The following is a 24,413-nucleotide window of genomic DNA, read 5'->3' as shown; positions in this document are numbered from 1 at the left end:
TTAGATTAGCTAGGTTGACAGTACGATACGGGACCGTACACCGCAACGGATGTCTTTCGGCGGGCGATTCACGACGCATTCTTTATCTGCATTCGAATGTGCAGATCACGATTGAATATCGGAAAGATTACTGTTTAGGCGTCGAGACCTCGTAAAGTGCTCTTGTGGGCAGGCATCGGATGGTCAGGCGTCGGCGTAAACCGCCGTTGCTGCTGGCTGGCGTCGTGGCCTCCCTCGCCGTGCTGGCGACCTCGGGCGCGAGCCCTCACCCGGTGGTCGTCGACGAGGTGGCCCAGTCCGTTCCGTTGCCCGCCGCGGCGTGCTGTCTGCAGGTCGTCACCGCGTCGGACGCCGTCCATTCGGCGCTCCCGGTCAGCATGGCGTTGTTCTCGTCGGCCGCGCCGGCCCGCACCGTGGCCGCTCCGGTCGCCGCGTCGCGGTGGCGGGTCATCGACCTTCATCGGATCTTGCCTCAGGGCGTGGCTCCCGAGGCCGGCCTACAGGTGAAGACGATCTTCCTCGCGCGCAGTATCAGTGTGGTGTTCCCCGAGATTCACAGCATCGGCGGCGTTCGGGCCGACGCGCTCCGGTGGCATCCGAACGGTTTGGCCCTGGACGTCATGGTGTCGAACCCGAGTTCGCCGGCGGGCATTGCGCTCGGCAACAAGATCGTGGCGTACGCGCTGGAGAACGCGGCGCGATTCGGACTACAGGATGCGATCTGGCGCGGTGTGTACTACACGCCCAGTGGTCCGCAGAACTCCGGCGCCGGCCACTTCGACCACGTCCACCTCACGACGTTCGGCGGGGGATACCCCACCGGCGACGAAATCTATTACCGCTGACCGTATTTCGCGAGAAGTCGGTTAGGCGACGACGGCCTCGGGCAGACGGATGGGCAGCGCAACGCGGATCGGCGCAACCGGCCCGATCGAGCTGATGCACGCGTGGGTCAGGTGCCCGAACGGGTGGTCGCATACCGAACAACCCTCGTCCGGATTTGCCACCACGGTCCGGCGGGCTGTGAAAGTCTCGACGATCCAGCGCCCCATGCGTACTCCCCCGATAGCAAAACCGTCCCAAACTTGGGACAAACTTAGCTGTCAGCTACGACGCCGTCAATCACCAACTGGCGTCGTTTGAACATCGAGTTGGAGGCGCGTGGGTCAGCGCTTCTTGCGGATCGCGTCTTCGGTCGCCGAGGTCGTGTCGGCCTTGGTGCGCTTGTCGGCGCGCTTCTCCTTCAACGACTTGCCGGCCTTCTTGGACATCGCTGATCTGGGAGACTTGTCAGACATCTTTGGCCCCTTGCATTGGGGGCCTGAGTGGTCCCGGTCCCACGACCATACGCGCGCACCGCGTCCGGCCACGGTGGCGGCACCGAGAATCGTTCTGCGGCAATGGGTTTTGCCGGTGGGCCAGGTGGTGCGTCGGTGAGGCCGTCGCGGGCATAGTCTGGAGGGCGTTCTGCTGCGTTCGCGGCACTCCACGGCTGGCAGGTAGGGCATGACGGAAGTCACGGCATCCGATGCCGACGTCGCCGACCTCCGGGCTGGCATCGACGCGCTGGCGGGCCTGCTGGCGGGCAGCCTGGCCCTGCCCGAACTGCTGGCGCAGGTGGCGGCGTTCACGTGCCGGGCGATACCCGGTGCGGACGGGGCCGCGGTGACTCTGCTGCAGTTCGACACCACCGTGGCCGCGCTGGCGGCGAGTGCACCGTTCGTCGCCGCGATCGACGAGATTCAATACGTCACCCTCGGCGAGGGGCCCGGCATCACCGCCGCACGCGGTCGGCGACCGGTGCGTTCGGGCTCCCTGGGTGGAGAGAAGAAGTGGCCACGGTTCGGTCCGCGCGTCGGCCGGATGGGCGTGCACAGCGTGCTGGCGTTACCGCTTCTCCTGCCCGACCGCGTGGTCGGGGCGATCACCGTCTACGCCTACGCCAAGGACGTCTTCGACGACCACGCCGAGGAGCTGGGCGAGCTGTTCGCGCACCCGGCGGCGGCGGCCGTTCACAACGCCCAGGTGCTCACCGACGCCCTCGTGCTCAACGCCCAGCTGCAGCGAGCGCTGTCCTCCCGGCCGGTCATCGACCAAGCCATCGGCATCATCCGCGCGCGCACCGGCCGCACCGCCGAGGACGCGTTCGTCCAGTTGCAGGGGATGAGCCAGGGCCAACACCGCAAACTCGCCGACGTCGCCACGCTCGTCGTCGACGAAGCGGTACGGCGTGCGCAAGCGCGAAACAAGACGCCCTGAGATCGCTCAGCAGCCCTTCTAGCAGTACGAATGGTCGTCGTTGGGCAGGTCGGAGCACGTCCGAGGTGGTAAAGTCGGGGTCGTTGGGACCCCAACCAGTCCGGGATCGAGACAGCTGTCCGCCGCTGTTCTCACCGAGCAACCGCTCACGCCGGGCACTTCGGTGACATCCGCCTGCCGGGAGCACCTTGAACGTCCCAACCCGTTTTCCCTCCTTCATGGGCCACATGGCACAGGAACGCCGCGCGAACCCGACCATCGGCATGCTGACGAGTTTTCCGCCGACGCCGTGCGGACTTGCCACCTTCAGCGCGGGGCTGGCCGACGGCCTGTGCAACAAGGGCTCCGACGTAGGGGTGATTCGAGTTGCCGACGGTGCGCAGCCGTCGAGCACGGCGGTCATCGGGGAGTTCGTCAACGGTTCGTCGGCCTCGGTCACCGCATGCGTCGAACTACTCAACCAGCGTGACGTCGCCGTCATCCAGCATGATTTCGACCTCTTCGGCACCGAGGTGCTCGACGTCGTCGAGGCGCTGCGGGTTCCGACCATCGTCGTCGCCCACCAGATCCTCAAACATCCGACGCCGCAACAACGTTCATTGATGGAGACGATGGCCGCCAAGGCGGACCGGATCGTCGTCATGTCCCGGGCCGCCAACGACCGACTCTGTGCCGAGTACGCCGTCGACGGTGGGCGGGTCGTCACGATTCAGCGCGGCGCGACGCTGCCGACGGTGGCCCCGCTGAAGCGCTCGGGCCGGCCGACGCTGTTGACGTGGGGCCTGATGGGCCCGGGCAAGGGCGTCGAGCGGGTCATCGACGCGATGAGTGGGCTCAAGGACCTGCGGGGACAACCGCGTTACCTCGTCGCCGGTGCCACGCACCCGAGGGTGCTCGCCGCCGAGGGGGAGGCCTACCGCGAATCCTGCATCGAGCGGGCGCGAAGCGCCGGCGTCGCGAGCGCGGTGAGCTTCGACTCCATCTATCGCAGCACGGCGTCACTGTCGGCGCTGATTCAGACGTCCGCCGCGGTGGTGCTGCCCTATGACTCCACCGACCAGGCGAATTCCGGGGTGCTGGTCGACGCGCTGGCCGCGGGCCGGCCCGTCGTCGCGACCGCCTTCCCCCACGCCGTCGAACTCCTGGGCAGCGGAGCCGGCGTCGTCGTCGACCACGACGATCCGGACGCGCTGGCGTTGGCGCTGCGCCGCATGCTGACCGACCCGCGGATGACGGGCGACATGGCCGCGGAGGCAAGGCGTTTGGCGCCGTCGATGGGCTGGCCCGTCGCGTCGGCGGAGTACCTTGCGCTTGCCCGCCGCGTCGTCGCCGATCGTGCGGCGATGGTATGAGCACCCCGCCGCCCGTCTTCGACCATCTCCTGCACCTCTCGGACCGGCGGGGCATCTTCGAGCACGCGTTGCTGACCGAACCCGAGCGCAGTGGCGGTTACCGCACCGACGACATGGCCCGGCTGCTGGTCGTCGCCACCCGCCAGCCAGACCCGGGCGGCCCGGTCAACGGCCTTGCCGGTCTCGCGGTCCGGTACCTCAACGAAGCCCAGTCCTTCGCGGGCCCGTGCCACAACCACATGGACGTCAAGGGCAATTGGGTCGACCAACCGTCGCTGGACGTCTGGTGGGGTCGCTGCCTGTGGGCCCTCGGCACCGCCGCCGCGCACAGCAGCGTGGGCCTGGTCCGTCGGATCTCCGTCATCCAGTTCGAGCGCGCCGCGAAGGTGCGGTCGCCGTACCCGCTGGCGATGGCGTACGCCGCGCTCGGCGCCGCCGAGATCCTCTCGGTGCAGCCCGACCACGCGATTGCCCGCGCCCTCCTCGTGGCCTACGCCGACGCGGAGACGGCGGCACCGACCTCCGGCGCGGCCGTCACCGCCGAGGCGATGATCGCGGCCGGGACGACGCTGGACCGGCCGGAGCTGTGCCAGCAGGGCTTGGACCTGTTGAACCGCCTGCTCGACGACGAGGCAGTCCACCGCCAGCCCGCGGCGGTCGCCGAGATGTCCGACGCCTGCGTGCGCGCGGCGGGCGTCGACGCCAGCCCGCGGTGGCCGGACGCCGTCCGCGCGGCCGTCGCCTGGTTCGAGGGGGCCAACGAATCCGGGCAACCGATGTGGGATTCGCAGACCGGCGGCGGCTTCGACGGTCTCGACACCGAGGGCGTCGACCGCAACCAGGGTGCGATGTCCACGCTGGCCGTGGTGTCGACGCTGCAGAACGCGCAGCGCTTCTCGGCCGTCGCCGAATGACGACCGCCGCGATGCGGCGGCAGGTCGCCTGTGGGCTCGACGTGGACGTCACGGCGCCGACCACGCTGGAGTTTCAGATCGCCGTCGCCCCGCATCCGAACGCCGAGGTGTGGGAGGCCTTGGCGTTCACGCTCGACGGCGTCGACGTGCCCGCCAAGGAAATCAGTGGCGAGCACGGCAACCGGATTCACCAGCTTCAGGTCTCCGGGGGAAATCTGCAGGTGGCCTACTCGGCCACCGTCATCGGCCAGACCGATCCCGCACCGGTGACCGACTACGACCTGTCGCGGTACCTCCGACCGACGCGGTACGCCGAGGCCGACAAGTTCTACGGTTTCGCCGCAACCGAATTCGGCGGCTACCTCGATTCGGCCACCTTGCTGGAGAAGGTGTCGTCGTGGGTGGGCAGCCGGTTGAACTACGTGCCGGGATCCAGCGATCCGATCGACGGGGCGGTGGACACGCTGCTCGCCGGCGCGGGTGTGTGCCGCGACTTCGCCCATCTGGTCGTGGCGCTGCTGCGGGCCGTCAACGTGCCGGCCCGCGTGGTCGCCGTCTACGCCCCCGGGCTGTACCCGATGGACTTCCACGCGGTGGCGGAGGCGTTCGTCGAGGGTCGGTGGCGGGTCGTCGACGCGACGTTGCTCGCGCCGCGACAGAGTTTGGTGCGGATCGCCACGGGCGGTGACGCCGCCGACACGGCCTTCCTGGTCAACCACAAGGGTGCGATCACGCTGAACTCGATGTACGTCACCGCGATCGTCGACGGGCAGTTGCCACGGGACTCGATCGACCAGCTGGTGTCGATTCGCTGAGGGCTGGTCAGCCGTCGGTGGCGGGGCGACCGTCGTGTTGCTGGGCGCGCAGGTCGTCGCGATGTTGGACGACCGCCGCATCCGCGGCCATCTCGCCGAGCACGGTGGCGCCGCCGAGCAGGCGTCGGTCGGCGCGGAACTTTCGGGAGAAGATGGCCACCAAGCCGGCGAGGGCAAGGGCGACGAGAACCGCCACGACGATCAGAACGATCGAATTCATGGTCACGACGGCGCCTCGGATTCTTGGTAGGACTCCAGTAGACGCGGATATCGCCGACGTGTCAATTTCGTTGACACGTGGGCGAAATCAGACCGCCGACCGGTGATCGCGTACGGTCTAGCTACCGAGTCGGCATCCGACTTCGGGGATGACCAAGCTTCGGGAGGGCCAGTGAGCGGACTCAAGCTCGGCGTCATCGCACGGACGCACAAGGAGAACGAGCACCGGCTGCCGATCCATCCGGAGCACCTCGACCGCATCGACAAGAGCGTCATCGGCCAGATCTACCTCGAGCGCGGCTACGGCGAACACTTCGGGATCTCCGACAAGAAGCTGTCGCGTACGGTCGCCGGTCTGCGGTCGCGCGAGGAACTGATCGCCGAGTGTGACGTCATCCTGTTGGCCAAGCCGGACGCCGACGACCTCGCCGAACTTCGCGACGGTCAGATCCTCTGGGGCTGGCCGCACTGCGTGCAGGACGCGGAGTTGACGCAGCAGGCGATCGACCGCCACCTGACGCTGATCGCCTTCGAGGCGATGAATCTGTGGCGCAAGGACGGCTCCTTCAAACTGCACGTGTTCCACAAGAACAACGAGATGGCCGGGTATTGCTCCGTCCTGCACGCACTGGAGATCATCGGCTCGACCGGTACCTACGGGCGGCGGCTGCGTGCCGCGGTGATCGGCTTCGGCGCGACTGCCCGCGGGGCGGTGACGGCGCTCAACGCCATCGGTGTGCATGACATCGACATCCTCACCAACCGCAACGTCTCCGAAGTGGCGTCGCCGATCCACTCGGCGGAGATCGTGCAGTTCGAGTCCGACGAGGAAGGCTCGAGTTTCGCGCTGACCGACGACGGCCGGGTGCGGCTGGCCCAATACCTGGCCGAGCACGACGTCGTCGTGAACTGCGTACTGCAGGACCCCAATGCGCCGCTGGTCTTCCTGCACGAGGCCGACCTCGAGGCCTTCCGGTCCGGGAGCCTCTTCATCGACGTATCCTGCGACGCCGGAATGGGTTTCAGCTGGGCGCTGCCGACGTCGTTCGACGATCCGACGTTCATCGTCGGCAACAACATCACCTATTACGCGGTCGACCACAGCCCGTCCTACCTGTGGAACGCCGCCACCTGGGAAATCAGTGAGGCATTGATTCCCTATCTGCCAACGATTCTGGCCGGGCCCACGGAGTGGGACGACGACGAAACGGTGCGCCGCGCGATCGAGATCCGCGAGGGCACCATCGTCAACCCGGACATCCTCGCTTTTCAAGACCGTTCGCCGGAGTATCCGCACGTGCGGTAGCTTCGGTCGACAGCCACGGGGGTGGCTGCCGCCAAGGAGTAGACGGTGGACGCGACGCCATTTGGGCACTATCAGCTGCGCGAGCTGCTGGGCCGCGGTGGAATGGGTGAGGTATACCGCGCCTACGACACCAGGACCGACCGCGTCGTCGCGCTCAAGGTACTCCCTCCGCACCTGGCCGAGGACACCGTCTTTCAGCAGCGCTTTCGCAAGGAATCGCAGGCCGCGGCCAGCCTGAGCGACCCCCACGTCGTGCCGATCCACGGGTACGGGGAGATCGACGGGCGGCTCTACCTGGACATGCGGCTCATCGACGGCAAGACCCTCGGCGACATCCTCGCCGAGCGGGAGGGTCCGGTCGACCCGGCGCTGGCCGTGGCCATCGTCGACCAGGTCGCCTCGGCCCTGGACGCCGCGCACGAGGCAAACCTGATCCACCGGGACGTCAAGCCGTCGAACATCCTGCTGACCAGGCACGAGTTCGCCTACCTGATCGACTTCGGATTGGCCCGCACCACGGGCGAGAAGGGCATGACGACCGCCGGCAACACCCTCGGCACGTTGGCCTACATGGCTCCCGAGCGCTTCGACGCGGGGCAGAGCGACCCACGCTCGGACGTCTACGCATTGGCGTGCGTGCTGTACGAGAGCTTGACGGGGTCGCGTCCCTTTCCCGCCGACAGCCTGGAGCAGCAGATCGCCGGGCACATGGTGCAGGCGCCGCCGCGGCCGTCGGCGTTCGACCCGAGGCTGGCGGCCTTCGACGACGTGATCGCCAAGGGGATGGCCAAGAAGCCGGCGCAGCGATATCAGACCGGTGCCGAACTGGCCGCGGCCGCCCGTCGCGCACTGAGCGCGCCGGTGCGTGGCGCCAACCGTTCAGGTCGGCACTCGGCCCGCCGGGTGCCCACGAACGGCGCCTGGCGTCCGTCCCGCAAGATCGTCACGGTGGTCTCGGCGGTGGTGCTGGTCGCGGCGTTCGGCACGTTCGGCGTCGTGCAGTGGCGCAGCGGACCCGAGAACGAGGACACCAGGCAGGCCGCCGTCGAGAACAGCACGGCGCCACCGGACCCCAACCTGCGGGCGGGTGCCGTCCCGTCGATCGCGGCCACGGTGCCCGCAGACGTCCGGCAGTCCGGTCGTCTGGTGATCGGGGTCAACGTTCCCTACGCGCCCAACGAGTTCAAGGATTCGCAGGGGAAGATCATCGGCTTCGACGTCGACCTGATGAATGCGATCGCCCGGACGTTGGGGCTGGAGGCCGACTATCGAGAGACGGCGTTCGCCAGCATCATTCCGTCGGTTCAGGCCGGCAACTTCGACGTGGGGGCGTCGTCGTTCACCGACACCGTCGACCGGGAGCAGAGCGTCGACTTCGTGACGTACCTCCGGGTGGGCAATCTGTGGGCCCGGCGCGCGGGGACGACGGTGGAGCCGTCGGCGGCGTGCGGTCTCAAAGTTGGTGTGGCCCAAGGTGGATTGCAGGAGTCGAAGGAAGTGCCGGCCAAGAGCGACGAGTGTGTGGCGGCCGGGTTGTCGCCGATCGACATGGTGGTGTTCACCCGGCAGGACGACCTGACCAAGGCGTTGGTGGCCGGCGAGGTCGACGCGATGTCGGCGGATTCGCCGGTGACCGGTTTCGCGGTGAAGCTCAGTGCCGGGGTCCTGGAGACGGCGGGGGAGGTGACCGACGCCGCGCCGTACGGCTGGCCGGTGGCCAAGGGGTCCGGGCTGGCGGAGTCGCTGAAGCAGGGGTTGGAGCAACTGATGAAGACGGGCGAGTATCGGACCATCGCGACGCAGTGGGGGGTTGAGAAGGGGTTGATCGACACCCCGGTGGTCAACGGGGCGGGCTAGAGCAAGCCCAGACCCCCTCTGGGAGTTGATATCACGGGTGATATCGAATCTGCCCGGGTGTGCCGACCCCGGTCTCCCGCCACACCGGTCGAGGTGCTTGCCCCCACCGGTAACGTAAAACCCGTGGACCTCGTACTCGGCCTGTCGCTCACCACGGCGGCGCTGCGCTGGGTACTCGTGGAGGGCACGACGGGCGAGGGCGACCCGGTCGACCGCGGTGAGCTCGACATCCCGGCGATCGACGACGTCGACGCCGATCTGCTAATTCGCGCCGTGCTGAATCCCGACGTCATCCCCGAGCATCGCATTCGCGTCGTCGGCGTCACCTCGACCGCCGACGCGGAACCCGCCGTCGGCGCCGTCGTCGCCGCCCTCGCGGCGCGGGGTCACCACGGCGTCGCGCACGTCTCCGACTCGGCCGCCGTCGCCGCCCTGGCCGGAGGCATCGCCGACCTCACCGAGTACGACGACGTCGCGGTGTGCATCGTGGAGCCGGACTCGGCCTTCGTGGCGGTGGTCGACGGTGGGGCGGTCACGGTCGAGCACATCGACCGGCCCGCGGACCGGGCGGACACGATCGAGCTGACCAGCAGCGTCATCGTCGCCCTCGACCGGGAGCTGGAGGCGATCTTCGTCATCGGCTCGGACGACGTCGCGGTGATCGTGGCGGCGATCGAGGCGATCACCGTCGCCGCCGTCTTCTCCGCGGCCGAGGCCGACCTCGCGCTGGCCCGCGGCGCCGCGCTCGTCGCCGCCCGGACGCTCGACATGTCGGGGCCTCGGCTGGGTGGGCTGAGCCTTCGACCGGTGTCGCGGGCGGGCCTGCTGGTGGGTGTGCTCGCCGTCGGGGTGGTGACGTTCGTGGTGTCGCTGTCGCTGGCGATCGGGCTGAACCTGACCCGCAGCGACCCGGTCGAGACGGCTCAAACCATCAGTGCGGCAGGCGAATCCGAGCGTGTCGCGGCACCTCCACCGCCGGCGCGCCCCGTCGTCGGCTTGGCGGAGATGGCGAACGCCGTCGCGAAGACGATGACCGTCGCGCTGCCACCCGCGCCCGCGCCGGAGTACGTCCCGCCGCCGGTCGCGGCCCCGCCCCCGGCATACGTGCCCCCCGCCCCGGTCTACGTGCCGCCGCCGGTGCAGCAGCCGCGGCTGCGCGACCGGATCATCGACCGCATCCCGATCATCGGCCGCTTCCACGACCCGGGTCGGTGATTTTGCGAAAGCGCATGCGCAAGCGCTTGCCTGCCCCTTAGGCTCCTGAGCACCGCGCGACGCGACCGGCCGTCGCATCAGGGACAAGGGAGTCCGCATGTTCGGAAAGCGCAACACGAGTACGCAACTGGTCGGGGCGGCACTCGTGGCCGGCACGCTGGTCCTCGGACTGACCGGCTGCGGCGGGTCCAATTCCGAGGGCGTCAAGGTCGGACTGATCACCAAGACCGACTCCAACCCGTACTTCGTGAAGTTGCGTGAGGCGGCCCAGGCGCAGGCCGACAAGGACAACGCCAAGCTGATCGCGCTCGCAGGCGCGTTCGACGGTGACAACGAAGGCCAGGTCGCGGCCATCGAGAACATGGTCGGCCAGGGCGTCAAGGGCATCCTGATCACCCCCAACTCCTCGACCGGCGTACTCGACGCCATCAAGAAGGCGCGCGACGCCGGTGTCGTCGTCATCGCGCTCGACACCGCCACCGATCCCGAGGACGCGGTCGACGCGACGTTCGCCACCGACAACAAGGCCGCCGGTGTCAGCCAGGGCAAGTGGGTGAAGGGCGCGCTCGGCACCGCGGCCCCGCAGGTCGTCATGCTGGACGGAACCCCCGGCGGCACCGTCGACACCTTCCGGCACGACGGGTTCCTCGAGGGCTTCGGCATCGCGAACGGCTCGCCGGAGATCGTCGGCCAGGAGAACACCAACGGCGACCAGACCAAGGCGCAGACCGCCATGGAGAACATCCTCCAGCGCGCACCGGGCATCAACGCGCTCTACACGATCAACGAGCCGGCGGCCGCCGGCGCCTACCAGGCGATCCAGGCCGCGAACCGCGCGAACCAGATCACCATCGGTTCGATCGACGGCAGCTGCACCGGCATCGCCGACGTGAAGGCCGGAAAGATCGGCGCCACGGTGTTGCAGTTCCCGGCGAAGATGGCCGAGCTCGGCGTGCAGGCCGTGGTGAAGTTCGCCAAGGACGGCACCAAGCCCAGCGGATTCAACGACACCGGTTCACAGCTGGTGACGGACAAGCCCGTCGCCGGACTCGACTCCAAGGACACCGCCTGGGGCGAGCAGAACTGCTGGGGCAAAGCCGGTTCATGACCACTGGCGCTCCTGAGACGGCACCGTCTACGGCACGGCCGTCGGTCGCGAGCCGGTTCAACGCAGGCAACCTCCTGCGTGAGCCGTTGCTCGGTCCGCTGGTGGCGTTGGTCATCGCCATCGTCATCTTCAGCGCGGTCTCGGACTCGTTCCTCAACCCGCAGAACGTCTCGCTGATCCTGCAGCAGTCGGTCGTCGTCGGCATCCTCGCCGTCGGCCAGACGCTGATCATCCTCACCTCCGGCATCGACCTCTCGATCGGTGCGGTGGCCGTCTTCGGGACAATCGTGATGGCCCAAAGTGCCGGTGCCGGCGGACCGTTCATGGCCCTGGGGTCGACGCTGCTGGTGTGCGTGGTGTTCGGGGCGGTCAACGGCGGCCTGGTCACGGCACTGCGACTGCCGCCGTTCATCGTCACGCTGGGAACGTTCACCGCGATCCAGGCGGCCACCCGGCTGCTCGCGGGCTCCGAGACCTACCGCGTGGAACCGGGACTGCTCACCTTCCTGGGCACGTCCTTCCGCGTCGGGTCGTTCTCGACCACGTACGGCGTGGTCACGATGCTCCTGGTCTACCTGGTGATGTGGTACGCGCTGTCCCAAACCGCTTGGGGCAAACACGTTTACGCCGTCGGCGGCAACCCGCAAGCATCGAACCTGTCGGGCATCAAGTCCCAGCGGGTGCTGTTCTCCGTCTACCTCACCACGGGTGTGATCGCCGCCATCGCCGCGTGGGCCGCGCTCGGCCGCATCCCGAACGCCGACCCGAACGCGTACCAGAACGCGAACCTCGAGTCGATCACGGCGGTGGTCATCGGTGGAACGAGTCTGTTCGGCGGCCGCGGCGGCGTCGGCGGGACGCTGGTAGGCACGTTGATCGTCGGCGTCCTGCGCAACGGTCTCACCCAGGCCGGCGTCGACAACCTGTACCAGAACATCGCGACCGGTGTCCTCGTGATCGTCGCGGTGGCCGTCGACCAATTCGCCCGCAGGAGGTCACAATGACGACCACGACGAGCGGTGCGCCGGTCCTCGAGGCGCGAGGACTGGTCAAGAAGTACGGCAACGTGACGGCGATCAACGGGGCCGACTTCGAACTGCGCGCGGGCGAGGTGCTCGCGGTCATCGGCGACAACGGCGCCGGAAAGACCAGCCTCATCAAGGCCCTGGCCGGCGCGGTGGTTCCGGACTCCGGCGAGATGCTGATGAACGGAACACCCGTGTCGTTCAAGAACACTCGCGACGCTCGAGCCGCCGGCATCGAGACGGTGTACCAGGATCTGGCGGTCGTACAGGCCCTCGACATCGCGTCGAACCTGTACCTCGGCCGCGAGGTTCGGCGAAGGGGTCTGGCAGGCAGCCTGTTCCGCCGACTGGACATGCCGAGGATGCGCGAGGAGGCCTCCCAGCACCTCGCCGACCTAAAGATCGGCATCAAGTCGGTGAACCAGGCGGTCGAGACGTTGTCCGGTGGGCAGCGTCAGGGCGTCGCGGTGGCGCGGGCCGCCGCATTCGGCAAGGGCGTGATCATCATGGACGAGCCGACGGCCGCTCTCGGCGTCCGAGAGTCCGGACAGGTCATCGACCTCATCCAGTCGATCCGCGACCGTGGCATCCCCGTGGTGCTCATCAGCCACGACATGCCGCACGTGTTCGAGGTCGCCGACCGCATTCACATTCACCGGCTCGGTCAGCGCGCCGGGGTCGTCGACCCGAAGACGCGCTCGATGTCCGAGGTGGTGGCGCTCATGACGGGTGCGGAGGAGCCGACCGATGAGGAACGCGCCGGTCTCTGAGAAGGCCCCGGTTGGGGTCTTCGTCGGCTTGGCGACACTCGACGTGATCCACCGCATCGCCAAGGCGCCTGCGGTGAACCAGAAGATCACCTCGGCCGCGCAGTTCGTCGCCGCGGGTGGACCGGCCGCCAACGCGGCGGTCACCTTCGCCGCCCTCGGTGGCGACGCGACCCTGGTGACCGCGCTCGGCGACGACCCGATCGCCGACTTGATCCGGGCCGATCTCGCCGCCCATGGGGTGACCGTGGTCGACGCGGCGGCGGGCACCACCCGAGCGGTGCCCGTCTCCGCGGTGTCGGTCGTCGAGTCGACCGGTGACCGGTCGGTCGTCTCGCTGGACGCCGTGAACTCCGACGCGACACCGCCGGAAGGGCTCGGCGACGTGGTGGCCGACGCCGACGTGGTGCTGGTCGACGGGCATCATCCCCTGATCGCCCTCGCCGCCGCCCGGCATGCGCGGGAACGGTCGACCACGCTGGTCGTGGACGCCGGCCGATGGAAACCGGTGATGGGCGACCTCGCCGGGCATGCCACGGACATGGTGTGCTCCAATGACTTCCGCGTACCAGGCACCGACACTGCCGAGTCCACCGCCGCGGCACTGATCGGTGGCAGCGTGCGTACCGTGGTCACCACCCACGGCGGTGATCCCGTCCAGTGGTGGTCGGACGGCGAGTGCGGATCGGTGCCGGTGCCCCCGGTGGTGGTGGTCGACACCCTGGGAGCCGGGGACGCCTTTCACGGTGCGTATTCGTACTTCTCGGCCTGCGGCGACGGCAGTGTGGCCGAACGCATCGAGCGCTCCGCCCAGGTGGCGGCCCTTCGGTGTTCGGTGGTCGGCCCGCGGGCATGGTTGGGCGAACTGTCCAACGAACAGATTCGAAAGTGAGAACGGTGAGCATCGAGCAGGACGTGCAGGACGCCACCCTCGACCAACTGGTCGCCTGGGCCAAGGCGCTCGTCGTCGACGGCGAACGCCGAGTCCTCGGTCTCACCGGCGCTCCGGGAGCCGGGAAGTCCACCGTCGCCGAGCAACTCGTCACCGCGCTCGGTCCGGACGTCGCCGTGCTCGTCCCGATGGACGGCTTCCATCTGGCCAACGACGTGCTGCTCGACCTGGGCCGCCGGGACCGCAAGGGTGCGCACGACACGTTCGACGACGGTGGCTACGCGCGGCTGATCGCGACCCTGCGGGCGCAGCGCGCCGACGACGCGATCGTGTATGCGCCCCGGTTTCTCCGCGAGATCGAGGAGTCCATCGGTTCGTCGATTCCCGTCCCACCCACGGTGCCGCTGGTGGTCACCGAGGGCAACTACCTCCTGTTGGACGTCGACGCGTGGCCGGCGGCCCGGTCCGGCATCGACGAAGTGTGGTTCCTGGCCCCCGACACCGACGTTCGCCATCAGCGGCTGCTGCGCCGACACGAGGCGTACGGCAAGTCACCGGAGGACGCGGCGTTCTGGGCGCTGGGGCCCGACGAGCGCAACGCCCAACTCATCGAGTCGACCGCGGGCCGGGCCGACCGGATCGTGCGTCTACGGTGACCACGATGGGCGACGTCGCCCGTCTCGCGGGGGTCTCCGCCTCCACGGTGTCGCACGTGCTCAACGGCACGCGCAGAGTCGACGGGGCCACCCGGCTCCGCGTCGAGGCGGCCATCGAGAAGACCGGGTACCGCCGCAACGTCGTGGCCCGGTCGCTGGCCGCAGGACGCACGCACACCGTCGGACTCTCCATCTCCGCGTTGACGAACCCGTACTTCGGCAGCCTGGTGCACGCCGTCGAGCGGGCGCTCTCGGACGCCGGTTACGTGCTGATCGTGGGAGATTCCCACGACGACGTGGACTCCGAGAAGCGGGTCACCGGTTCGCTGTTGGACCGGCAGGTCGACGGGATGATCGTGGCGCCCGCGGCCGGGTCGGAGCGCGTCACGCTCCCGACGATCGCCAAGACGAAGACACCGCTGGTCCTCATCGACCGCGGCGTCGACGTCGGCAGCGACCAGGTCGGCCCGGAGAACGTCGAGTCGGCCCGGTCGCTGACCGAGCACCTGCTCGACCTGGGGCACCGGCGGATCGGCGTCGTCCGGGGCTTGGCCGGAATCTCCTCCACCACCGAGCGATTCGACGGGTACTCCGCGGCGCTGGCCGCCCGTGGCCTCGCCGTCGACCCCGCCTTGGTGCTCGACGGAGCCTCCAGCACCGACGTCGCCGAACGCGAGGTGTACGCGCTGTTGTCCGGTGCCGACCGGCCCACCGCGCTGGTGTCGTTGAACAACTCCATGACCATCGGGTCGCTGAAGGCCGTCCGCCGTCTCGGTCTGTCGATCCCGGCCGACGTGGCGTTCGTCTGTTACGACGACTTCGAGTGGTCGGATCTGTTCGAGCCCAGGCTCACCGCGGCAGCGCAGGACGTGGACGCGATCGGCGCCACGGCGGTCGAACTTCTCCTGCGCCGAATCCGTGGCAGTGACGATGCACCGCAACGCATCCGGGTGCCGACCACCTTCCACCATCGCAATTCGTGCGGTTGCACGTAACTTCACCGACAGGACACCAAGCAATGCCGATAGCCACCCCCGACCAGTACGTCGCCATGCTCGACCGGGCCAAGGAGGGCGGGTTCGCCTACCCGGCGATCAACGTGACCAGTTCCCAGACGCTCAACGCCGCGCTGCAGGGCTTCGCGGAGGCCGAGAGCGACGGCATCATCCAGGTGTCGTTGGGAACGGCACTCTATTTGTCCGGCAACAAGGTTCAAAGCCGCTTCGCCGGGTCGAAGGCGCTCGCGCTCTACGCCCAGGAGGTCGCCTCGCACTACTCGGTCACGGTGGCGTTGCACACCGACCACTGCCCCGCCGAGAACCTCGACGACTGGGTCCGGCCGCTGATCGCCGATGCGACGGAACGCCGCGCCCGCGGTCTGGACCCTCTGTACCAATCGCACATGTGGGACGGGTCCGCGGTGCCGCTGGAGGAAAACCTGCGCATTGCATCGGAATTGCTGGAGGCGTCGGTGGCGGCGAACACCATCCTCGAGATCGAAGTCGGTGTGATCGGTGGTGAGGAGGACGGCATCTCCCACGAAATCAACGAACAGCTCTACTCCACGGTCGACGACGCCCGCGCCACCGTCGCGGCACTGGGCACAGGGGAGCGCGGTCGGTATCTGACCGCGTTGACCTTCGGCAACGTGCACGGTGTCTACCATCCGGAGTCGGTTCACCTGCGTCCGGAGATCCTCGAGGAGATCCAGACCGTCGTCGGCGGTGAAACCGGACGGGCCAAGCCCTTCGACCTCGTCTTCCACGGTGGCTCGGGTTCGAGCGCCGAAGACATCGCGTCGGCCGTCGCCAGCGGGGTGGTCAAGATGAACGTCGACACCGACACCCAGTACGCGTTCACCCGGTCGATCGCCGGTCACATGATCTCCCGATACGACCAGGTGCTCAAGGTCGACGGCGGCTACGGCGACAAGAAGGCGTACGACCCGAGATCGTGGGGCAAGCCGGCCGAGAACGCCATGGCCGCACGGGTCGTCGAGGCCGCTGCGATGCTGGGGTCGGCCGGGCGGGCGATGCGTTAGGCCATGCGACCACTCTCCAGGTGATCTCCACGCAATCTTCACGCACGCACCACGACGGCGGAGCAGTCTCGAATGGGAGGTCAGCAGGTGACCTCGCCATGGCGAAGGAGATTGAGTCGACGTGTTCGCAGAGACCGAAATGAGCGCCGTTCTGGCCGCATTGGCCACGACCGCACCGGGCCCGACGCTGGACTGCTACGGCGGCTTCATGGAGATCCTCAGCAAGGGACCTGACTTCTGGGTCCTGCGCGGCATCGTCCCGCCGGGGTCGGTCGTGCCGGCCCACAGCCACGACGACGCCGAGGACTTCCTGATCCTGTCCGGAAGCCAGCAGGTACTGGTCGCCGACGGCGACACGATGGTATGGCGGGACGCCAACGCGGGCGACTACATCCGCGTGCCCGGCAACGCCGTCCACGCGCATCGCAACGTGACCGACCGGCCGGCGGTCGACCTGGTGATCACCACGCCGCGGCTAGGACGCTTCTTCGAGGAGGTCGGCAGGCCCGTCACCCCCGACCTGCAGCCGCCCACGGCCGAGGAGGTCGCCCAATTCGTCGCCAAGAGCGCCGAATACGGCTACCAGCTGGCGTCCGTCGAGCAGAACGCCGCGTACGGAATCGAGCTGCCGGTCTTCTCCGGCTAGCCGGTCACTCGTTGTCGCCGCCCGTCGACTCGGTGGCGCCCACGGCGCCAAACGTGGCGCCGTGGGCGGCCGGCCACACCCAGTCCCGCACCTCGGGGATGTCGTCGCCGTGAGCGCGGGTGTACTCCCGGGCGGCGAGGCGCTTGTCGACCATCTGCTGGCGCAGCGTCGCATACGAGGACTGCAGTGACGGCACGCGGTCGATCACGTCGATCACCAGGTGGTAGCGGTCCAGGTCGTTGAGCATCACCATGTCGAACGGCGTCGTGGTGGTGCCCTCCTCCTTGTAGCCGCGGACGTGCAGGTTCTCGTTGTTGGCGCGGCGGTAGGTCAGGCGGTGGATCAGCCACGGGTAACCGTGGTAGGCGAAGATCACCGGCTTGTCGCGGGTGAACAGCATGTCGAATTCGCGGTTGGACAACCCGTGGGGATGTTCCTTCTCGTCCTGCAGCCGCATCAGGTCTACCACGTTGACGAAGCGGATCTTCAACTCGGGGACGTTCTTTCGCAGCAGGTCGACCGCCGCCAGGCCTTCGAGGGTGGGGACGTCACCGCACGTCGCGACGACGACGTCCGGCTCCTCCCCGAGTTTCTCGCTGCCCGCCCACTCCCAGATGCCAAGGCCGCGGGTGCAGTGCGCGATCGCTTCCTCCATGGTGAGGAAGTTGGGGCTCGGCTGTTTGCCGGCGACGACGACGTTGACGTATTGGCGCGAGCGAAGGCAGTGGTCGTAGGTCGACAGCAGCGTGTTGGCGTCCGGTGGCAGGTACACCCGGACCACCTCGGCACGCTTGTTCACCACGTGGTCGATGAAGCCGGGGTCCTGATGGCTGAAGCCGTTGTGGTCCTGGCGCCAAACATGGCTGGACAGAAGGTAGTTCAGGCTCGCGATGGGCCGGCGCCACGGAATGTGGTTGGTGACCTTGAGCCACTTGGCGTGCTGGTTGAACATCGAGTCGATGATGTGGATGAACGCCTCGTAGCAGTTGAACAGGCCGTGGCGCCCGGTCAGCAGGTACCCCTCCAGCCAGCCCTGGCACTGGTGCTCCGAGAGCATCTCCATCACACGGCCGACGCGGGCGAGGTGTTCGTCGACCTCGGGGCCGACGTACTCGGCGTTCCACTGCTTGTCGGTGGCGTCGTAGACGGCCTGCAGGCGGTTGGACGCCGTCTCGTCGGGACCGAAGATGCGGAAGTTGTCGGGGTTGAGCCGCACCACGTCGGTGAGCCAACTTCCCAGCACCCGGGTGGATTCGGCGATCGTCGCACCCGGTGCGGGCACGTCCACGGCATAGTCGCGGAAGTCGGGCAGGCGCAGATCCTTCAGCAGCAGACCACCGTTGGTGTGCGGGTTGGCACTCATCCGCAGCTCGCCCGTCGGGGCGAGTTCGGCGATCGTCGGATCGAGTGTGCCGTTGGCGTCGAAGAGTTCGTCGGCCCGGTAGGACGCCAGCCAGTCGGCGAGCACCTTCAGGTGCTCGGGGGTGTCGCGGGCGTTGGCGAGCGGAACCTGATGTGCGCGCCACGATCCGGTGGTCTTCTTCCCGTCGATGTAGGCAGGACCGGTCCAGCCCTTGGGGGTGCGGAAGACGATCATCGGCCAGCGGACCCGCTCGACGTCCTCGTCGGGGAGTGCCTTGAGTTCGGCAATCCGGTTGAGCACCGTGTCGAGCAGCTCGGCGAACTCGCGGTGGGCGTGCGCCAGGTCGGTGCTCTCGGTCGCCTCGAAGAAGTACGGCTCGTGGCCGTATCCGATCATCAGGCTGCGCAGTTCGTCCTGCGGAATACGGTCCAGCACAGTCGGATTGGCGATCTTGTAGCCGTTGAGGTGCAGGATGGGCAGCACCACGCCGTCCTGGGTGCGGTTCACGAACTTGTTGGAGTGCCAGCTGGTTGCCAGCGGGCCGGTCTCCGCCTCGCCGTCGCCGACCACGGCGGCGACCAGCAGGTCCGGGTTGTCGAAGGCGGCGCCGTAGGCGTGCGACAGCGCGTACCCGAGTTCGCCGCCCTCGTGAATCGAACCGGGCGTCTCGGGGGCGACGTGGGACGGGATGCCGCCGGGGAAGGAGAACTGGCGAAACAGTCTCCGCAAACCCTCGGCGTCGGAGGTGATGTCGGAGTAGGTCTCCGAATAGGTGCCGTCGAGGTAGGCGTTGGCGACCAGACCGGGTCCGCCGTGGCCGGGACCGGTGACGTAGACGGTGGACTGCGAGCGCTCCTTGATGGCCCGGTTCAGGTGGGCGTAGAGGAAGTTCAGTCCCGGCGTCGTGCCCCAGTGACCCAGCAGGCGGGGCTTGACGTCATCGCGGGCCAGGGCCGTCCGCAGCAGCGGGTTGTCCAGGAGGTAGATCTGGCCGACCGACAGATAGTTTGCCGCCCGCCACCAGCCGTCGAGTTGAGACAACGTGTAGTCGCTCAAAGGTTCTACGTCGGCCGAATTCCAAGCCGTGGTCACTGCGCTCATGGACACATCCGTTCCCTTGTCGTGGTGACTCTTCGATCGTACGGCTGGTGCGACCTGGTGACCGGGTCGTCGTCGAATGGCAACCGACCGTTCGTGCTGGCGTCGGCTAAACCGACAGCTCCACGAGCGCACGACGAGCGGTGAGCCGTGTGGTGATGCGTCGCATCGCCTCGCCCCACGAACCGGCGACCGCCACGGAGTCGTCGACGACCAGGCCGTCGCGTTGCACCGGGTCGAGGACGAGCGTCAGCTCGGCGGCGGGGCTCAGGCCGCGCACGAACTCGTCGTCGACGCCACCGGCCTCCCGCAGATCCAGCACCAGCGCACCGCCGACCAGGGCGAACCGTCGCACCTGGTTGATCACCAGGGTGCGGTTGGCGGCGCCGAGGCGGCCCGTCACCTCTACGAGGACGGCGACGCTGCGCACCTGCGCGCGCAGCTGGACGCCGTGGCATTCCGTCACGGGGCCGCGTGCTGCGAGAGACGGGGCGCTGGTGGTGAGCACGAACGGGGGCCGATCTTTCGGTCGGGCTGTCGGCTGCGGGCTCAACCGTGCAGGCCAGCTTAGCCCGTGTCACGGCCGGCTACCAGGCTGATCGTTCAAAGCCGCTGCGCCACAACGGATACTGGCGGGGTGTTTCGTTGGGTCGGTCGTCGTCCGTTTTGGGGGTTGGTCAGTGGGTAAGTCGTCGGTGCATGACCAGCCCGCACACGAAGGAGCGTTGATGACGCAGCCCGATCAGGACGACACCAACTCCGACGACGTCACGCCTGGGGAGGTCGCGCCGGCCAACCCGGCGTACGCGACGCCGCCGCCGGGAGGCATCCCCGACGCCGACGACGACTAGGTCGCCGTTCTTGGCTTGGACCCGCTCTCGAAGTCTCTATCACCGGTGATATCACTGCGGGAAGTGATATCACCGGTGATGACGAGTTCCAGACCGGGTGGGCACGCCCCCGGGGACGAGCAGCCGGCGATGTAGTTCGTCGCCATCAACGACTACGCCTCTCGATCGGGGCGACGCTCCGGGCGATCATGGCGCGAACGGCGCGCGGCCGTGCGGCCCTGTACCCTGGGCACGAATCAATTGGCTTGTGCTGCTTCGGCTTCGGCATCACGCCAGGTCACCCCCCACGAGCGGGTGCGTGGCAGGCCCGAGGCGGAGTGAGGGAAGGATCGTTATGGCGTCCCCGGGTGCTGGACCGCGTCCGAGCACGCGGTTCGGACCCTACGAACTGCAGGAACTCATCGGCATGGGCGGCATGGGTGAGGTCTACCGCGCCTATGACACGGTGCGCGAGCGGATGGTGGCCCTGAAGATCCTGCGGGCCGACGTCGCCGCCGACCAAAGCTACCGGGACCGGTTCCGCCGCGAGTCGCGCATCGCGGCACGACTGCAGGAGCCCCACGTCATCCCCGTGCACGACTTCGGGGAGATCGACGGGGTCCTCTACATCGACATGCGCCTGGTCGAAGGCGGCAGCGTCAAGGACGAACTGCGGGTAAAGGGCGTCCTGCCCCCGCCACGGACGGTGGCGATCGTCAGCCAGGTCGCCGCCGCCCTGGACGCTGCGCACGCCAACGGCCTGGTACACCGCGACATCAAGCCCGAGAACGTGCTGCTGACGCCCGACGACTTCGCGTACCTGGTCGACTTCGGCATCGCCAACGGCGGCGGCGAGGCCACCGTCACGAGGACCGGCCTGATCATCGGGTCGTGCGCCTACATGGCCAGCGAGCGACTGAGCGGCAAGCCCGGCGGCCCGCCGTCGGACGTCTACTCGCTGACGTGCCTGCTGTTCGAGTGCCTGACGGGGCGCGCGCCGTTCGAGGCCGCCGACATCCGCCAGGTGATGAGCGCCCACATGTTCGCGCCGCCGCCACGACCCAGCGAGGTGCGGCCGGGCCTCAACCCCGCGTTCGACGCCGTCATCGCCAAGGGCATGGCGAAGAGCCCCGGCGAGCGGTTCGCCACGGCGGGGGAGCTGGCCAGGGCGGCGGCCGCCGCGGTCCACGCCCCGCCTCGACCCGCCGCGCCGCCTCACACCAGGCAGTTCACCGCCGAGCGGCCCCCGGCGTACGTGCCGCACCCGGCCGTCGCGGCACGGGCCACCGTGACGCGGTCGCGGTTCGGTCGCACCCAGAAGGCTCTGCTCGCCGGGACCGTCGCGGTATTCGGGCTGGCGGCAGGCTTGGCCGCGGCGATCGTCTTCACCGGCGGCGGCACCGCCTCCCAGCCGCAGAGCCCGTTGGCCGCCCCGCCCAGTTCGACGACCGAGAGCGAAACGCCGACGACCACCACGACGACCGCGACGCGCGTCTCCGGCGTGTCCAACGTCGACGAGAAGGGTTTCGTCGGTCAGGCCGCGCGCTGCGACACGGGCACCGTGGTCTCGGCGATCAGGACGGCGTCGTCGTTGGCGGTCATCTGTCAGGAGTCCCCGGGCAGCTTCTACTACCACGGGGAACGCCTGCGCGACGGCGCCAACGTGCGCATCGCCAACGCAGTGCCGACCGGTGCCGGGTACGACGCCGTGAACCCCGCCGACGGCGCCAGGTACCAGGTGCGGCCCGACGGCCTGACGATCCTGAGCAACGGTCACGTGGACTCGGCGGAACCGGCGTTGGAGTTCGGTTCCGCGGACTGACGGGATTCAAGCAGGCGTTCTGCGGGTACATTGTTAGGTCGCGTAACTAACGCTGACATCCATGGCGACCCGGAGCGAGGCACTGCATGACGGACACGGTGACCGGTCCGCCGCGATCGAGTGAGGTGGAGGTCGACACCTCCCGGCGCAATCTGATCTTCACGGCGGTGCTGCTGGGCATGCTGCTGGCGGCGCTTGACCAGACGATCGTGGCGACCGCGCTGCCCACCGTGGTGGCCGACCTCGGTGGCGCCGGCCACCAGGCGTGGGTGGTGACCAGCTACCTGCTGGCCTCCACGGTGGTCACGGCGATCGTGGGCAAGCTGGGCGACCTGTTCGGCCGCAAGCCCGTCTTCATCGCTGCGGTGCTGTTCTTCATGGCCGGGTCGGTGCTGTGCGGCTTGGCCGGGTCGTTGGAGGTTCTCATTGCGGCGCGGGCGCTGCAGGGCATCGGCGGCGGCGCGATCATGGTGACGGCGACCGCGGTCATCGGCGAGGTCATCCCGCTCCGCGAACGCGGAAAGTACCAGGGCGCCCTCGGAGCGGTCTTCGGCGTCACGACGGTGATCGGCCCGCTGCTCGGCGGATTCTTCACCGACCACCTCAGCTGGCGCTGGGCGTTCTGGATCAACGTGCCCGTCGCCGTCGTCGTGCTGATCGTCGCCGTCATCGCCATCCCGAACCTCGGCCGCAAGGGTCGTCCCGTCATCGACTACGCAGGCATCGTGCTGGTCGGCCTCGGCGCCACCGGGCTCACGCTGGCCACCAGCTGGGGCGGCAGCGAGTACGCGTGGGGCTCGGTGATGATCATCGGCCTGTTCGTCGGGTCGGTGGTCGCGATCGCGGCCTTCATCGCCGTCGAGTTGCGGGCGAAGGAGCCGATCCTGCCGATGCGGCTGTTCCGCGAGCCGGTGTTCGCGGTGTGCTGCGCGCTGTCGTTCGTCGTCGGCTTCGCGATGCTTGGCGCGTTGACGTTCCTGCCCACGTTCATGCAGTTCGTCGACGGCGTCTCGGCCACCACGTCGGGGCTGCACACCCTGCCGATGGTGCTCGGGCTGCTGACGATGTCGATGAGCAGCGGCGTGATCGTCGGCCGCACCGGCAAGTACAAGATCTTCCCGGTGCTCGGCACGGCGGTGATGGCCGTCGGCTTCGTGCTGTTGTCGACGATGGGTCCGGACACCTCCACCCTGGAGCAGTCGCTGTACCTGGTGGTCCTCGGCGCGGGCATCGGCATGTGCATGCAGGTGCTCGTCCTGATCGTGCAGAACACCGTCGACTTCGCCGACCTGGGCGTCGCGACGTCGGGCGTCACGTTCTTCCGGACCATCGGCAGCTCGTTCGGCGCGGCGGTGTTCGGGTCGTTGTTCAACAACTTCCTGAAGGATCCGCTCGCCGACGCCGTGGCCAAGAGTGGCGCACCGGCCGCGGCTGCACAATCACCCGACGCGCTGCACGCGTTGTCACCGGAGATGGCCGCCCCGATCGCGTCGGCCTACGCCGATTCGCTCGACCAGGTGTTCCTTTACGCCGCCCCGGTGGCCATCGTGGGGTTCGTATTGGCGCTGATGCTCAAGCAGGTTCCGTTGCGCAGCAACGACGTCAGCATCGCCGCCGACATGGGGGAGGGCTTCGCGATGCCGACGACCGACTCGCCGGACCAGCTCTTGGAGAACGCCGTCGGCCGGTTGATCAAGCAGGGTTCCGGCATGCAGCTTCGGGCCATCGCGGAGCGGCCGGGCAGCAAGCTCGACATCAGCCGGTTGTGGGCGCTGTTGCAGGTGTACCGGTTTGGGCAGGCCGCCGGCCAGGCCCGGCTGAGTGACATCGCCGAACACGTCCGCGTGCCGCGGGAAATCCTCGAGCCGGCCTTCGACCGGCTCGCCCTCACCGGCTTCGCGCAACGCACCCAGGATCAGTTCTGGCTGACGCCGGCCGGAGCTCGCGAGGTCGAATTGGTGCGCGCGGACACTCTCGAGTGGCTCACCAGCGGCCTCACCCAGTCCGCCGGGCTGCACGTCCAGCCCGATCGCACCCAGGTCAGGGAGGTGCTGGACCGCATCTCGCAAGACGTTCTGGTGCAACGCGATTGGACCGAGGACACGACGCAGGCGATGCAGCTGCGCCCGCCGCGCCGCGCCCCGCAGCCGCAGCGTCGTCCTCCGACGCCCATGCCACCGCGGCGAAGAAGCTCGACGTGTACCTGCCGGCGACGCCCGTGGAGTTTC

Annotated in this window: 24 protein-coding genes; 19 read left to right on the top strand and 5 right to left on the bottom strand. The window is 68.3% G+C overall.

Features of this window, described 5'->3' with window-relative positions; all coding sequences use genetic code 11:
- Nucleotides 1-164: 164 nt before the first annotated feature.
- The gene (locus tag H7J06_RS05360; RefSeq protein WP_264037607.1) at nt 165-845 is read left to right on the top strand and encodes a VldE C-terminal domain-containing protein; all 681 of its coding nucleotides are present in this window, start codon (nt 165-167) and stop codon (nt 843-845) included.
- Nucleotides 846-866: 21 nt separating this feature from the next.
- Here H7J06_RS05360 and H7J06_RS05355 read toward each other — a convergent pair whose 3' ends face one another.
- On the bottom strand, nt 867-1,052 hold the full coding sequence (locus H7J06_RS05355; RefSeq protein WP_264037606.1) for a hypothetical protein: 186 nt from the start codon (nt 1,050-1,052) through the stop codon (nt 867-869).
- Between the two features lie 114 nt (nt 1,053-1,166).
- Nucleotides 1,167-1,298: a hypothetical protein gene (locus H7J06_RS05350; RefSeq protein WP_255354829.1), complete on the bottom strand. Its 132-nt coding sequence runs from the start codon at nt 1,296-1,298 to the stop codon at nt 1,167-1,169.
- A gap of 208 nt (nt 1,299-1,506) precedes the next feature.
- Between H7J06_RS05350 and H7J06_RS05345 the strand changes: the two genes are divergently transcribed.
- The 4 genes from H7J06_RS05345 to H7J06_RS05330 all read left to right on the top strand — a co-directional run bounded on the left by H7J06_RS05345 (nt 1,507) and on the right by H7J06_RS05330 (nt 5,340).
- The gene (locus tag H7J06_RS05345) at nt 1,507-2,259 is read left to right on the top strand and encodes a GAF and ANTAR domain-containing protein (RefSeq protein WP_264037604.1); all 753 of its coding nucleotides are present in this window, start codon (nt 1,507-1,509) and stop codon (nt 2,257-2,259) included.
- Between the two features lie 227 nt (nt 2,260-2,486).
- Entirely contained in the window at nt 2,487-3,611 is a 1,125-nt protein-coding gene (locus tag H7J06_RS05340) for a glycosyltransferase (protein WP_264037603.1), read from the top strand.
- Complete coding sequence (locus tag H7J06_RS05335; protein ID WP_264037602.1) at nt 3,608-4,525, top strand: glycosyltransferase; 918 nt, start codon at nt 3,608-3,610, stop codon at nt 4,523-4,525. Before H7J06_RS05340 ends, H7J06_RS05335 begins: the two co-directional genes overlap by 4 nt.
- Before the next feature lie 11 nt (nt 4,526-4,536).
- A complete protein-coding gene (locus H7J06_RS05330) occupies nt 4,537-5,340 on the top strand; it encodes a transglutaminase-like domain-containing protein (protein WP_264037631.1) in 804 nt (267 codons plus the stop codon).
- A gap of 7 nt (nt 5,341-5,347) precedes the next feature.
- Here H7J06_RS05330 and H7J06_RS05325 read toward each other — a convergent pair whose 3' ends face one another.
- Nucleotides 5,348-5,560, bottom strand: coding sequence for a hypothetical protein (locus H7J06_RS05325; RefSeq protein WP_264037601.1), 213 nt, complete (start codon nt 5,558-5,560; stop codon nt 5,348-5,350).
- 171 nt (nt 5,561-5,731) lie between these two features.
- Here H7J06_RS05325 and H7J06_RS05320 point away from each other — a divergent pair, with 171 nt between their 5' ends.
- The 11 genes from H7J06_RS05320 (at nt 5,732) to H7J06_RS05270 (ending at nt 17,072) form a co-directional block, all read left to right on the top strand.
- Nucleotides 5,732-6,865, top strand: coding sequence for a N(5)-(carboxyethyl)ornithine synthase (locus H7J06_RS05320; protein WP_264037600.1), 1,134 nt, complete (start codon nt 5,732-5,734; stop codon nt 6,863-6,865).
- Nucleotides 6,866-6,910: 45 nt separating this feature from the next.
- Complete coding sequence (gene stpK7 / locus H7J06_RS05315; RefSeq protein ID WP_264037598.1) at nt 6,911-8,722, top strand: serine/threonine protein kinase StpK7; 1,812 nt, start codon at nt 6,911-6,913, stop codon at nt 8,720-8,722.
- Nucleotides 8,723-8,845: 123 nt separating this feature from the next.
- Entirely contained in the window at nt 8,846-9,937 is a 1,092-nt protein-coding gene (locus tag H7J06_RS05310; protein ID WP_264037597.1) for a DUF7159 family protein, read from the top strand.
- Nucleotides 9,938-10,034: 97 nt separating this feature from the next.
- Nucleotides 10,035-11,045, top strand: a complete 1,011-nt coding sequence (locus H7J06_RS05305; RefSeq protein ID WP_264037596.1) for a substrate-binding domain-containing protein — start codon at nt 10,035-10,037, stop codon at nt 11,043-11,045.
- The gene (locus H7J06_RS05300; protein ID WP_264037595.1) at nt 11,042-12,049 is read left to right on the top strand and encodes an ABC transporter permease; all 1,008 of its coding nucleotides are present in this window, start codon (nt 11,042-11,044) and stop codon (nt 12,047-12,049) included. The genes H7J06_RS05305 and H7J06_RS05300 overlap by 4 nt, the downstream gene beginning before the upstream one ends.
- Nucleotides 12,046-12,840 (top strand): ATP-binding cassette domain-containing protein, encoded by a 795-nt coding sequence (locus tag H7J06_RS05295; RefSeq protein ID WP_264037594.1) that lies wholly within the window; start codon nt 12,046-12,048, stop codon nt 12,838-12,840. The genes H7J06_RS05300 and H7J06_RS05295 overlap by 4 nt, the downstream gene beginning before the upstream one ends.
- A complete protein-coding gene (locus H7J06_RS05290) occupies nt 12,818-13,729 on the top strand; it encodes a PfkB family carbohydrate kinase (RefSeq protein ID WP_264037593.1) in 912 nt (303 codons plus the stop codon). Before H7J06_RS05295 ends, H7J06_RS05290 begins: the two co-directional genes overlap by 23 nt.
- Before the next feature lie 5 nt (nt 13,730-13,734).
- Nucleotides 13,735-14,385 carry a nucleoside/nucleotide kinase family protein gene (locus H7J06_RS05285; protein WP_264037592.1) on the top strand — a complete coding sequence of 217 codons (651 nt, stop codon included), beginning with the start codon at nt 13,735-13,737 and terminating at the stop codon, nt 14,383-14,385.
- A gap of 5 nt (nt 14,386-14,390) precedes the next feature.
- Entirely contained in the window at nt 14,391-15,380 is a 990-nt protein-coding gene (locus tag H7J06_RS05280; protein WP_264037591.1) for a LacI family DNA-binding transcriptional regulator, read from the top strand.
- A 23-nt stretch (nt 15,381-15,403) separates the two neighbouring features.
- A complete protein-coding gene (gene fbaA / locus H7J06_RS05275) occupies nt 15,404-16,426 on the top strand; it encodes a class II fructose-bisphosphate aldolase (protein ID WP_264037589.1) in 1,023 nt (340 codons plus the stop codon).
- Between the two features lie 121 nt (nt 16,427-16,547).
- A complete protein-coding gene (locus tag H7J06_RS05270) occupies nt 16,548-17,072 on the top strand; it encodes a cupin domain-containing protein (protein ID WP_264037588.1) in 525 nt (174 codons plus the stop codon).
- Nucleotides 17,073-17,076: 4 nt separating this feature from the next.
- On the opposite strand, the gene H7J06_RS05265 is transcribed toward H7J06_RS05270, so the two are convergent.
- A complete protein-coding gene (locus H7J06_RS05265; protein ID WP_264037587.1) occupies nt 17,077-19,536 on the bottom strand; it encodes a phosphoketolase family protein in 2,460 nt (819 codons plus the stop codon).
- Nucleotides 19,537-19,642: 106 nt separating this feature from the next.
- Nucleotides 19,643-19,999 (bottom strand): hypothetical protein, encoded by a 357-nt coding sequence (locus H7J06_RS05260; RefSeq protein ID WP_264037586.1) that lies wholly within the window; start codon nt 19,997-19,999, stop codon nt 19,643-19,645.
- Between the two features lie 262 nt (nt 20,000-20,261).
- Between H7J06_RS05260 and H7J06_RS05255 the strand changes: the two genes are divergently transcribed.
- The 3 genes from H7J06_RS05255 to H7J06_RS05245 form a co-directional block, all read left to right on the top strand.
- Complete coding sequence (locus tag H7J06_RS05255) at nt 20,262-20,384, top strand: hypothetical protein (protein WP_264037585.1); 123 nt, start codon at nt 20,262-20,264, stop codon at nt 20,382-20,384.
- A gap of 334 nt (nt 20,385-20,718) precedes the next feature.
- Entirely contained in the window at nt 20,719-22,185 is a 1,467-nt protein-coding gene (locus H7J06_RS05250) for a serine/threonine-protein kinase (RefSeq protein WP_264037584.1), read from the top strand.
- Between the two features lie 86 nt (nt 22,186-22,271).
- Nucleotides 22,272-24,413: MDR family MFS transporter (locus H7J06_RS05245; protein WP_264037582.1), on the top strand; the 2,142-nt coding region annotated here is incomplete at its 3' end.

Source organism: Mycolicibacterium hodleri, assembly GCF_025822245.1.
Taxonomy (GTDB): Bacteria; Actinomycetota; Actinomycetes; order Mycobacteriales; family Mycobacteriaceae; genus Mycobacterium; species Mycobacterium hodleri.
The sequence above is the reverse complement of the archived record's forward strand: the minus strand, read 5'-3'. Positions and strand labels throughout refer to the sequence as shown.